This window comes from Geodermatophilus ruber (assembly GCF_900114385.1).
Taxonomy (GTDB): Bacteria; Actinomycetota; Actinomycetes; order Mycobacteriales; family Geodermatophilaceae; genus Geodermatophilus; species Geodermatophilus ruber.
Genome location: NZ_FOSW01000008.1, coordinates 1 through 11,328, shown reverse-complemented (window position 1 = coordinate 11,328; position 11,328 = coordinate 1). Strand labels below are relative to the sequence as shown.

Genomic DNA, 11,328 nt, shown 5'->3' with positions numbered 1-11,328 from the left:
CGTAGGGCCGAGCGGCCGGTCAGCGCGGCTCGGCGAGCTCCCTCGCGCGACCGAGCACCGCGTCGAGCATCGGCTCGGTCAGCTTGCCGGTGAAGGTGTTCTGCTGGCTGACGTGGTAGCTGCCCAGCAGGGTGAGCGGCCCGCGCGGGCCCTCGAGGGTGACCTCGACGCCGTGCCCGAACGCCGGTCGCGGCCGCGGCAGCCGGTACCCGGCCTCGGCCAGGACCGGCCACAGCGCGGTCCAGCCGAACCCGCCGAGGACGACGACGACCCGCAGCTGCGGCAGCAGCTCGAGCTCCCGGGCCAGCCACGGCGAGCAGGTGTCCCGCTCCGCGGGGGTGGGCGCGTTGGCCGGCGGGGCGCAGCGCACCGCGGCGGCGACCCGGACGCCGGTGAGCTCCAGACCGTCCCCGATGTGGGTGGAGGTCGGCTGGTTGGCCAGCCCGGCCCGCCACAGCGCGGCGAAGATCCAGTCGCCGCTGCGGTCGCCGGTGAACACCCGGCCGGTGCGGTTGCCGCCGTGCGCGGCGGGTGCCAGCCCGACGACGGCGATCCGGGCGTCGGCCGGGCCGAGCCCGGGCACCGGCCGGCCCCAGTAGTCCTGGTCGCGGAAGGAGGCCCGCTTGACCCGCGCCACGTCCTCCCGCCAGCCGACCAGGCGCGGGCAGGCCCGGCAGCCGGAGACGCGGGCGTCGAGGGCGGCGAGATCGCGGGCGCCCCGGGCCGAACGGAGAACGCCGGCCGGGGTGCGGGTCACCGGGAAACCGGCGGCGTCGGTGGCCACCCACCCAGTGGATCATCCGTCCCGGGGCGCGCGGACGCCGGCCCGGACGGCATGATCACCGCCGTGGCCCGGAAGAAGAAGCAGAAGTCCCCACTGGTCTGGAAGCTGCTCGGCTCGGGGTTCGCCACGGGCGCGGGCATCGCCGTCCGGAAGCTGGCCGATGCCGGCTGGTACGCGGCGCGCGGCAGCACGCCGCCCAAGAACCCCGCCGCGCCGGGCGTGACCTGGCCCGAGGCGCTGGCCTGGGCCGCGGTGTCCGGCGTCGCCGTCGCCGGGGGCCGCCTGCTGGCCGCCCGCGGCGCGGCGGCAACCTACGAGAAGCTGACCGGCAAGCTGCCGCCCGGGGTGAACACCGAGAGCCCCCGGATCTGACCCGGCCGCGGGCCGGGGTCAGCCGCGGGCCAGCTGCAGGGCGATGCCGTCGAGGATGTCGTGCTCGCTGACCACGACGTCGTCGAGGGCGAAGGCGTCCATGATCACCCGCAGGATCAACGAGCCGGCGCCGATCACGTCGACCCGGCCCGGGTGCATGACCGGCTCGACGGCCCGGCGGGCGCGGGTCGCGGTCAGCAGCCCGGCGGTGACCGAGCGGACCGCGCCGACCGGGATGCGCGAGCCGTGGATGGCCGCGGGGTCGTAGGCGGGCAGGGCCAGGGCCAGCGCGGCCACCGTGGTCACCGAACCCGCGAGCCCCACGAGCGTGGCCGCCTCCCCCACCGGCACGGCGGCGGCGACCTCGGCGAGCGCGGCCCGGATGTCGGCCTCGGCGCGCTGGATCTGGTCGGCGGTCGGCGGGTCGTCGTGCAGGTGCCGCTCGGTGAGCCGGACGCAGCCGATGTCGACCGAGCGGGCGGCCCGCACGCGGCCGGCGTCGCCGAGGACGAACTCGGTGGAGCCGCCGCCGATGTCGACGACCAGGTACGGCGGGAACGGGGCCGGCAGGCCGTGCGCGGCGACCGCGGCGTCCAGCGAGGCGGTGGCGCCGAGGAAGGACAGCCGCGCCTCCTCGTCGCCGGGGACGACGTCGGGCAACTGCCCGAGGGTGGCCAGGACCATCTCCTCGAAGTCGGCGCGGTTGGCGGCGTCCCGGGTGGCGCTGGTGGCCACCATCCGCACCCTCGTCGCGCCCAGCTCCCGGGCCTGGGCGGCGTACTCGGCCAGCACCGCCCGGGTGCGCTCGATCGCCTCCGGCGCGAGCCGACCGGTGGCGTCGACCCCCTGGCCGAGCCGGACGACCTCCATGCGGCGCAGCAGGTCGGTGTGCGCGCCCTCGGGAGGCACGTCGGCGACCAGCAGCCGGATGGAGTTGGTGCCGCAGTCGATCGCGGCGACGCGGGTCACGCCTCGCCCTCCGGCCGGGCGCAGGGGCCGCTGGCCCACCACTCCCCCATCTCCGCCACGGCGCGGTCGCCGATCGGGTTGACCCCGGGGCCGGCGGCCAGCGCGTGCGCGGCCAGGGCGTGCAGGCACTTGACCCGGTCGGGCATGCCGCCGGCGGTGGCGCGGGTGGGCAGCTCGCCGAGGGCGTCCCGCTCGGCGAGGTAGGCCTCGTGCGCGGCGCGGTACCGCGCGGCGAGCTCCGGGTCCTCGGCCAGCTCGGCCTGCCACTCGCGCATCCGGCCGGTCGACTCCAGCCGGCTGGCCGCGGCGTTCGCCCGCGGGCAGGTCAGGTAGTACAGCGTGGGGAACGGGGTGCCGTCCTCCAGCCGCGGCGAGGTCTGGACGACGTCGGGCTGCCCGCACGGACAGCGGTGCGCCACGGCGCGCAGGGCACGCGGCGGCCGGCCGAGCTGGCGGGCGATGATCTCCTGCTCCTCGGGCGTGACCGGTTCCTTCACTCGGTCGGTTCCTCCTCGTCGCCGTCGGCCACCGCGACCGACTGCAGCAGCGCGTCGTACCAGGGCGGGTCGCCGTCCTCGACCTCGGGCACCGTGCCCGCGTCGCCCTCGACCGCCTCGCCGTCGACCACGACGACCAGCCGGTCACCGGGAAGGACGTAGGCCAGCCGCTCCCGGGCCTCCCGGGCGGTGTAGGCCGGGTCACCCTGCCGCTCCAGCTGCTCCTCGAGGGCCTCGATGCGCTCGTCGAGCGCCGTCCCCTCGGCGGCCAGCCGGGTGAGCTCGGCGCGGCCGGCGAGGAACTGGCGGATCGGTCCGGCGAGGGTGAGCGCGAGCAGCAGGACCAGGCCGCCCAGCAGCACCGCGCGGCCGGTGAACAGCGGCCGGCGCGGCGCGGTCGACGTCCCGCCGGCGCGCGGGGTCCGCCGGCCCGGGCGGCGCCGCTCCGGGCGGCTGGTTCCGGTGCGGCCGGCCGGGATCGGCCGGGAGGCCGCGTGCGACAGCGGCCGCCCGGTGGCCCGCCGGCCGTCGGCCCGGGGCCCCCTGCCCCGGCCCCGGACCCCCGTCATCGGTCGGTGGACCTCATCGGCCGGTGTCGGCTGCGCGCAGCCGCGGGAAGGCGGCCGCGCCGGCGTAGCGGGCGGCGTCGTCCAGCTCCTCCTCGATGCGCAGCAGCTGGTTGTACTTCGCCGTCCGCTCACCGCGTGCCGGGGCACCGGTCTTGATCTGCCCGCAGTCGGTGGCGACGGCGAGGTCGGCGATCGTGGTGTCCTCGGTCTCGCCAGAGCGGTGGCTCATCATGCTGCGGTAGCCGCTGCGGTGGGCGAGGTTGACCGCGTCGAGGGTCTCGGTGAGGGTGCCGATCTGGTTGACCTTGACCAGCAGCGCGTTGGCCGCACCGCGGGCGATCCCGTCGGCGAGCCGCTCCGGGTTGGTGACGAACAGGTCGTCGCCGACCAGCTGCACGCGGTCGCCCAGCGCGGCGGTGAGCGCCACCCAGCCGTCCCAGTCCTCCTCCGCCAGCGGGTCCTCGATCGAGACGATCGGGTAGGCGTCGACCAGCTCGCGGTAGTAGTCGATGAGGTACTCCGCCGACCGGGTCTCGCCCTCGAAGTCGTACCCGCCCTCGGCGTAGAACTCGGTGGCCGCCACGTCGAGCGCGAGCGCGACGTCCCGGCCGAGGGCGTAGCCCGCCTTCTCCACCGCCTCGGCGATCAGGTCGAGCGCGTCGCGGTTGCTGGGCAGGTCGGGGGCGAAGCCGCCCTCGTCGCCGAGGCCCGTGGACAGGCGGCGGCCCTTCAGCACCGCCTTGAGCGCGTGGTAGGTCTCGGTACCGACCTGCAGCGCCTCGGCGAAGGTCGCCGCCCCGATCGGGGCGATCATGAACTCCTGCACGTCGACGTTGCTGTCGGCGTGGGCACCGCCGTTGAGGATGTTCATCATCGGCACCGGCAGCAGGTGCGCCGAGGGGCCGCCCACGTAGCGGAACAGCGGCAGCCCGGTGGACTCCGCGGCCGCCCGGGCCACCGCCAGGCTCACGCCCAGGATGGCGTTGGCCCCCAGGCGGGCCTTGTTCGGCGTGCCGTCGAGATCGATCAGCCGCTGGTCGATCAGCCGCTGCTCGCTGGCCTCGTAGCCGACCAGCTCGGGGCCGATCACGTCGAGCACGTTGTCGACGGCCTTGGTGACGCCCTTGCCGCCGTACCGCTCGCCGCCGTCGCGCAGCTCCACCGCCTCGAAGGCACCGGTGGAGGCGCCGCTGGGGACCGCGGCGCGGCTGATCGTCCCGTCGTCGAGGGCGACCTCGACCTCCACGGTGGGGTTTCCGCGCGAGTCGAGGATCTCCCGCGCGCCTACGGCGTCGATGCTGGCCACGCAGCCAGCCTAGCCAGCCCGCACCGATGTGCTCACCGGCCGCCCGCCTGGTGCGCTGCGGCGTCGAGCTCGCCGGCGTACCGGCGGACCGCCTCGCGCAGGGCGTCCTCGACGTCCCAGCCGCGCTGGGCGGCGCCGCTCACCACGGCCAGCAGCCGCTCCCCCAGCTCCTCGGGGCTGCGGGCCGACAGCTCCGCCGGCTCCGGGACGGGCAGCCCCGCCCGGCCGGCCCGGCGCACCAGCGCGGCGCCCCAGGAGGCCGCCGGCTGGGACCGGGAGACCCCCTCCGTCGGCGACCGGCGCTGCTTCTCGGCCTGCTTGATCTCCTCCCACCCGGCCTCGACCTGCGCCACGTCCCGCGGGCCGGCGTCGCCGAACACGTGCGGGTGCCGGCGGACCAGCTTGTCCACCAGCTCGCCGGCCACCTCGTCGACGTCGAAGCGACGCTCCGGGGCGGCCTCGGCGGCCACCCGGGCGTGGAACACCACCTGGAGGAGCACGTCGCCGAGCTCCTCGCGCATCGCGACCGGGTCGTCGTCGACGATCGCGTCGTAGGCCTCGTGCGCCTCCTCGAGGAGGTAGCCGCGCAGCGAGGAGTGGGTCTGCTCGGCGTCCCACGGGCAGCCGCCGGGCGAGCGCAGCCGGTCCATCACCGCGACGACGTCCAGCAGCCGGGCGCCGGGCGGCTCCGGGGTGCCGTCCACGGTCTCGGCGGCGTCGACCTCCTCGCCGGCGACCAGGGCGACGACCTCGTCGGGGCGGGCGGCCGCGGTGGCGGCGTCCGGGACGTCGGTGACGGCCCAGCCGGCGGCCCGCAGCGCCTCGGCGGCCGCGGCCGCGCCGGGCAGCGCGACCACCGGGCGCTCGCCGGCCAGCGCGCGCCAGGCGGCGGGTCCGAGGAGTCCGGGCAGGCGGGGGCTGACGGTGACGGCGAGCGCGACGGGCACCCGTTCAGTCTTGCCGAACCGCTCCCGCCGTGCCCTCGAGGATGTCGACGACCCCGCCGTCGGCCGGGACGATCGCGCCCTCCTCGATCACGCCGAAGCGCGGGTTGACCGTCACATCGAGCCCGGCGCGGACGTCGGCCACGAGCTGCTGCGCGGCGTCGTCGGCCTCGGCCTCCGCGGTGTCCTCCAGCTGGGGCCGCACCTCCTCGAACGAGGGGATGGCCGGCTCGCCGACGAACACGACCAGGACGCCCGGGATCTCGGGGACGGTCGTGGTGAAGCCGGTGTTGGGCGCTGCGGCGTCGACCTGCTCGGCGAGCACGGCCGGCACCTCCTCGGCCGCGCGCGGCTGCAGCTCGGGCAGGGTGGTGCCGCCGGGGTACTGCGCGGCCAGCGCCGGGTAGCCGGCCGGATCGGCCTGGAGGGCGGCCAGCGCGGCGTCGGCGGTGGCCTGGTCGGGCACGGTCACGTAGCCGAGCCGGACCTGCTCCAGGCCGGACCGGGCCGCCTCGTACTCGGCCCGCAGCGCCTCCTCGGTCAGGCCCTCGGCAAGCCCCTCGGCGACGGCGATGCGCTGGCGCACCAGCTGCTGGCGAACGGTCTCGAAGATGTCGGCCCGCGCGACGCCCTGGGCGGCCGCCTGCGCGTACAGCGCCTCGGGGTCCTGGTCGCCGATCAGCTCGTCGAGCAGCGCCCGGACGTCGTCGTCGGCGGCCGCGACGTCGTACTCCTCGGCCGCTACGGCGTAGATCTCGGCCTGGACCAGGCGGGTCAGCACCAGCCGGGTGAACTCGTCCTCGCGCCCCTCGGTGGCCGCCGCGAGGTCGGGGTCGGCCAGCCGCGCGTCGACCGCCGCCTCCAGCTCGGCGACGGTCACCCGGCCGTCACCGACGTAGGCGGCCACGTTGGGCGACGTCCGGCAGCCGGCCACCCCGGCCAGCGCGACCAGGCCGACGGCCAGCGATGCGGTCAGGCGACGCGTCTGCACGGCTCGGAGCGTGCCACACCCGGTGTGACCCACGACGCAGGCGGAGTGGATTCGTGCGCGTGACGCGCACGAATCCACTCCGCTCAGGACGCCGCGGCGACCGGCTGCTCCAGGACGGCGGTCAGCAGCGAGTGCAGGTGCTCGAGCAGCGCCACGTCCCGCAGCGGCGTCCGGCGGTCCGGACCGACCGGCATCTTCAGCGAGATCGTGTCGGCGGTCGCCTTGTAGGTGACGCCGTCGGCGAGGCGGGCCAGCCGCATCTGCTGGGACTCGCGCAGCGGCACCGGGCTGATCCGGATCGACCGGCCCTGCAGCGACACCTCGGTGATGCCGAACCGGCGCATCGCGGCGCGGAAGCGGGCCACGGCGAGCAGGTTGAGCACCGGCGCGGGCGGGGCGCCGTAGCGGTCGGTCAGCTCGTCGAGCACCGCCTGCGCCTGCTCGTCGTCCTGCACCGAGGCCACCTTCCGGTAGGCCTCCATCCGCAGTCGCTCGCCCGGCACGTAGTCGTGCGGCAGGTGCGCGTCGACCGGCAGGTCGACCCGGACCTCGAGCGGCTCGGCCGGCGCCTCCTCGCCGCTGACCTGCGCCCGGTAGTCGGCCACCGCCTCGCCGACCAGCCGGACGTAGAGGTCGAACCCGACCCCGGCGATGTGCCCGGACTGCTCCCCGCCGAGCAGGTTGCCCGAGCCGCGGATCTCCAGGTCCTTCATCGCCACCGCCATGCCGGCGCCGAGGTCGGTGTTGTGCGCGATGGTGGTCAGCCGGTCGACCGAGGTCTCGGTGAGCGGCCGCGAGGGGTCGTAGGTGAAGTAGGCGTAGGCCCGCTCCCGGCCGCGGCCCACCCGGCCGCGGATCTGGTGGAGCTGGGAGAGGCCGAAGGTGTCGGCGCGGTCGACGATCAGGGTGTTGGCGTTCGGGATGTCCAGGCCCGACTCGATGATCGTCGTCGCGACCAGGACGTCGTACTCCTTCTCCCAGAAGCCGACCATGATCCGCTCGAGCTCGTGCTCCTTCATCTGCCCGTGGCCGACCGCCACCCGGGCCTCGGGTACCAGGTTGCGGATCTTCGCCGCCGCCTTGTCGATCGACTGCACCCGGTTGTGGATGACGAAGACCTGCCCGTCGCGCAGCAGCTCGCGCCGGATCGCCGCGGCCATCTGCTTGTCGTCCCAGGCGCCGACGTAGGTCAGCACCGGGTGCCGCTCCTCGGGCGGGGTGAGGATCGTCGACATCTCCCGGATGCCGGTCAGGCTCATCTCCAGGGTGCGCGGGATCGGCGTCGCGGACATCGACAGCACGTCGACCGCCGTCCGCATCGTCTTCAGGTACTCCTTGTGCTCGACGCCGAAGCGCTGCTCCTCGTCGACGATGACCAGGCCGAGGTCCTTGAACCGGGTCGTGGGCTGCAGGAGCCGGTGGGTGCCGACCAGGATGTCGATCTCGCCTGCGGCGAGCTCCTCGAGGATCTGCCGCGTCTCCGCGTCGGACTGGAAGCGGGAGAGCACCCGCACCTTCACCGGGAACTGGGCGATCCGCTCGGAGAAGGTCTTGTAGTGCTGGTTGGCCAGCAGCGTCGTCGGCACCAGGACGGCGACCTGCTTGCCGTCCTGCACCGCCTTGAACGCCGCGCGGACGGCGATCTCGGTCTTGCCGTAGCCGACGTCGCCGCAGATGATCCGGTCCATCGGCACCGGCTGCTGCATGTCCGCCTTGACCTCGTCGATCGCGGCCAGCTGGTCGGGGGTCTCCTGGAACGGGAAGGCGTCCTCGAGCTCGCGCTGCCAGACGGTGTCCGGGCCGAAGGTGTGCCCCTTGGTGGCCATCCGCGCCGAGTAGAGGCGGATCAGCTCGGCGGCGATCTGCTTGACCGCCTTGCGCGCCTGGCCCTTGGTCTTCTGCCAGTCGGCGCCGCCGAGCTTGGACAGCGCCGGCTGCTCCCCGCCGACGTAGCGGGTGAGCTGGTCGAGGGCGTCGGTGGGGACGAACAGCCGGTCCGGCGGCTGGTTCCGCCGCGACGGCGCGTACTCGACGATCAGGTAGTCGCGCTGCCCGCCGTTGACCGTGCGGCTGATCATCTCGATGTAGCGGCCGATGCCGTGCTGCTCGTGGACGACGAGGTCGCCGGGCTGCAGCTGGACCAGGTCGACGGCGTTGCGCCGGCGGGCGGGCATCTTCACCGCGTCGCGCATCGAGGTGCCGCGCTGCCCGGTGAGGTCGTGCTCGGTGAGCACCGCCAGCCCGACGCCGGGGAAGGCGAAGCCGGCATCGAGGGTGCCCTGGGTGACGTGGGTCAGCTCCGGGTCCGGCGCGGTGGCGACGTCGGGCACCAGCCGGGTGCCGAGGTCGGCCTCGGTGAACTGGTCGGCAGCGCGCTGCGCGGGGCCCGGGCCGGCGAAGGTGACGACGACCCGCCAGCCGTCCCGGGACCAGGTGCGCACCTGCTCGACGGCGCGCTGGACGTCACCGGAGAAGCGCTCGACGGTGGTCGCGTCGAGGGCGACGTGCGTGTCGTCGTCCTCGGTGGCCAGCGTGAAGGCGCCGGTCGTCCACCACGGCAGGCCGCGGCCGCGGGCGGCGGTCTCGACGTCGGCGAGGTCGCGGAAGGACGACGCACCGAGGTCCAGCGGCGCCTCCCCCGCCTCGGCGGCGGTCGCCCAGGACGCGGCGAGGAACTCCTCGGCGGTGCGGACCAGGTCCGCCGCCCGGCTGCGCACCCGCTCCGGGTCGGCGACGAGCACGTGGGTGCCCTTCGGCAGCAGGTCGGTGAGCAGCTGCATCTGCGCGTCCCCGAGCAGCGCGGGGGTCAGCGACTCCATGCCCTCGACGGCGATGCCCTCGGCCAGCCGGCCGAGGATCTCGCCCAGGCCGGGGTGCTCGACGGCGAGCGCGGCCGCCCGCTCGCGCACCTCCGGGGTGAGCAGCAGCTCGCGGCACGGCGGCGCCCACAGCCGCTCGGGACGCTCGTCGAGGGAGCGCTGGTCGGCCGCGGAGAAGTAGCGCAGCTCGTCGACCTCGTCGCCCCAGAATTCCACCCGGACCGGGTGCGGCTCGGTGGGTGGGAAGACGTCGAGAAGGCCGCCGCGGACGGCGAACTCGCCGCGCTTCTCGACCAGCTCGACTCGGGTGTAGGCGGCGTCGACCAGGGCGCGGGCGACGTCGTCGAGATCGGCGCTGTCCCCCGGCTTCAGCTCCACCGGGACCAGGTCGCCCAGGCCGGGTGCCAGCGGCTGCAGGACGCTGCGCACCGGCGCGACCAGCACGTCGATGGTCCCGTTGGCGCCGGGGTGGGTGAGGTCGCGCAGGACGGCGAGCCGGCGGCCGACGGTGTCCGCGCGCGGGGACAGCCGCTCGTGCGGCAGGGTCTCCCAGGCGGGGAAGACCTCGGTGCGCCGGTCCGGGAGGAAACAGCGCAGCTGGTCGGCGACGGCGTCGGCGTCCCGCTCCCCCGCCGTGACGACGAGAACCGGCACGCCCGCCCCGCCCTCCCGGGCGGCGAGCGCGGCGGCGACCAGCGGCTGCACGGGCGGCGGGGCGGTGACGGCCAGCTCGGCCTGACCGGCGGCGGCCACCACACGGGCCATGCCGGGATCGGTGAGAACGACGTCGAGTACGCCGCGCAGGGTCACGAAAGCTTCTCCTGAGGCTGGGGCCACGCACGTCGCGCCGGGTGCGCGGGGGGCCGTACCTCCAGGTTAGTCCCGGAGTTCCGGCCCCGCCGCCGTCATCCTCGACGCCACCGGCTCGGGGGTCACCCGCTGGTTCCGCCCGCTCCCGGGTGTCGGAATCCTCTGCCAACGCCAACGCCAACGCCAACGCCAACGCCAACGCCACCGCGGCCTCGTGGCCTGGAAGGACGAGGGCCTGCGTCCTGATCCCCAGCGGCCCGTCGGGACCGATCACCGGAGCCGACGTCCCCCCGTCGACGGGACCACCGCAGGACCGCCGCCGCCCGTGTGGCGCCAACCGTCGGGGGCGCCGTGATCCCCGCACCAGGTCAGTTCTGGCGCCAGACCCTGACGTAGTCGATCCGCATGGCTGTGCCGGGAGCCGGGGACCGGTTCGCGTACATGGCCATGTTCAGGATGATGAACTGGGCAGATCGTCGACCGCGGCCTGCACACCGGCCTCCGCATAGGCGACCCCGTCCAGATAGACGACGATCCGGCCCTCGGATCGGGGCATCCCGTAGGTGTGCCAGGAGTCGCGGTAGTCCTGCGTGGGATCGCCGTAGGACGAGATGTGCAGGTCGCCGTTCCGGCCGATGGGGCCCGGAAGTGGTAGATGAAGATCGGCGGCTCGGACTTCGACGTGTCGAAGAACTCGAAGATGTCGATCTCCAGCGGCCAGCGATCCAGCGGATGAGTTCAAAAGGCCGGCCAGAGCCCGTCCCCGCTGGGAACCCGGACGCGGGCCTCGACGTAGTCGACGTCCTGGAGCGCGAACGAGTTCTGGCTGCTGATGATGCCCGACGAGTGCGAGTACTCCTGCCCCTCGACCTCCTTCGGCTCCGGGCGGATGGTGAGGACTGCCTCACCGTCGTCCACCGTCACGTTGTCCGGGGACTAGACGAGTAAGTCCTATTGGCGGGCAGGGCCGAAGGGTGCTGTGAGTGCGGGCGGAGGGTGTCCAGGCTCGGGTTGTGAGGACCGACCTAAACACCCTCCTGACCGCACTGTATGTCTGGATCGACGATCGTCTCGCCGCTCGCGTGCGCGTCGGACGCCGCCCGCGGCTGACCGACTCCGAGCTGCTCACCCTGGCAGTTGGGCAAGTGCTGCTCGGCGTTCACTCCGAGGCCCGCTGGCTGCGGCTGGTGCCCGAGGCGCTGCCCGGCGCGTTTCCCTACCTGCCCGGGCAGTCGGGCTACAACAAGCGGCTGCGCGCGGCGCTGCC

The 11,328-nt window shown here is 74.8% G+C and carries 10 protein-coding genes and 1 pseudogene; 2 read left to right on the top strand and 9 right to left on the bottom strand.

Annotation, left to right across the window (positions count from 1 at the left end):
* Positions 1-19 precede the first annotated feature (19 nt).
* A complete protein-coding gene (locus BMZ50_RS13625) occupies positions 20-784 on the bottom strand; it encodes a uracil-DNA glycosylase (protein ID WP_177212777.1) in 765 nt (254 codons plus the stop codon).
* A 63-nt stretch (positions 785-847) separates the two neighbouring features.
* Between BMZ50_RS13625 and BMZ50_RS13620 the strand changes: the two genes are divergently transcribed.
* A complete protein-coding gene (locus BMZ50_RS13620) occupies positions 848-1,156 on the top strand; it encodes a DUF4235 domain-containing protein (RefSeq protein ID WP_091325921.1) in 309 nt (102 codons plus the stop codon).
* An 18-nt stretch (positions 1,157-1,174) separates the two neighbouring features.
* On the opposite strand, the gene BMZ50_RS13615 is transcribed toward BMZ50_RS13620, so the two are convergent.
* The 8 genes from BMZ50_RS13615 to BMZ50_RS13580 form a co-directional block, all read right to left on the bottom strand.
* Positions 1,175-2,125, bottom strand: a complete 951-nt coding sequence (locus tag BMZ50_RS13615) for a Ppx/GppA phosphatase family protein (protein ID WP_091325918.1) — start codon at positions 2,123-2,125, stop codon at positions 1,175-1,177.
* Positions 2,122-2,622: a DUF501 domain-containing protein gene (locus tag BMZ50_RS13610; protein ID WP_091325490.1), complete on the bottom strand. Its 501-nt coding sequence runs from the start codon at positions 2,620-2,622 to the stop codon at positions 2,122-2,124. The genes BMZ50_RS13615 and BMZ50_RS13610 overlap by 4 nt, the downstream gene beginning before the upstream one ends.
* Positions 2,619-3,191: a septum formation initiator family protein gene (locus BMZ50_RS13605; RefSeq protein ID WP_091325489.1), complete on the bottom strand. Its 573-nt coding sequence runs from the start codon at positions 3,189-3,191 to the stop codon at positions 2,619-2,621. The genes BMZ50_RS13610 and BMZ50_RS13605 overlap by 4 nt, the downstream gene beginning before the upstream one ends.
* Positions 3,192-3,204: 13 nt before the next feature.
* A complete protein-coding gene (gene eno / locus BMZ50_RS13600; RefSeq protein ID WP_091325488.1) occupies positions 3,205-4,497 on the bottom strand; it encodes a phosphopyruvate hydratase in 1,293 nt (430 codons plus the stop codon).
* A gap of 32 nt (positions 4,498-4,529) precedes the next feature.
* Entirely contained in the window at positions 4,530-5,444 is a 915-nt protein-coding gene (locus BMZ50_RS13595) for a nucleoside triphosphate pyrophosphohydrolase (protein ID WP_091325486.1), read from the bottom strand.
* Between the two features lie 4 nt (positions 5,445-5,448).
* Positions 5,449-6,432: a peptidyl-prolyl cis-trans isomerase gene (locus BMZ50_RS13590; RefSeq protein WP_143087174.1), complete on the bottom strand. Its 984-nt coding sequence runs from the start codon at positions 6,430-6,432 to the stop codon at positions 5,449-5,451.
* Positions 6,433-6,515: 83 nt separating this feature from the next.
* Positions 6,516-10,061 carry a transcription-repair coupling factor gene (gene mfd, locus BMZ50_RS13585; protein ID WP_091325481.1) on the bottom strand — a complete coding sequence of 1,182 codons (3,546 nt, stop codon included), beginning with the start codon at positions 10,059-10,061 and terminating at the stop codon, positions 6,516-6,518.
* Positions 10,062-10,799: 738 nt separating this feature from the next.
* Positions 10,800-10,979, bottom strand: a complete 180-nt coding sequence (locus BMZ50_RS13580; RefSeq protein ID WP_143087173.1) for a LamG domain-containing protein — start codon at positions 10,977-10,979, stop codon at positions 10,800-10,802.
* Between the two features lie 95 nt (positions 10,980-11,074).
* Between BMZ50_RS13580 and BMZ50_RS13575 the strand changes: the two are divergent.
* Positions 11,075-11,328, top strand: a pseudogene (locus tag BMZ50_RS13575) (IS982 family transposase); the annotation flags it as partial.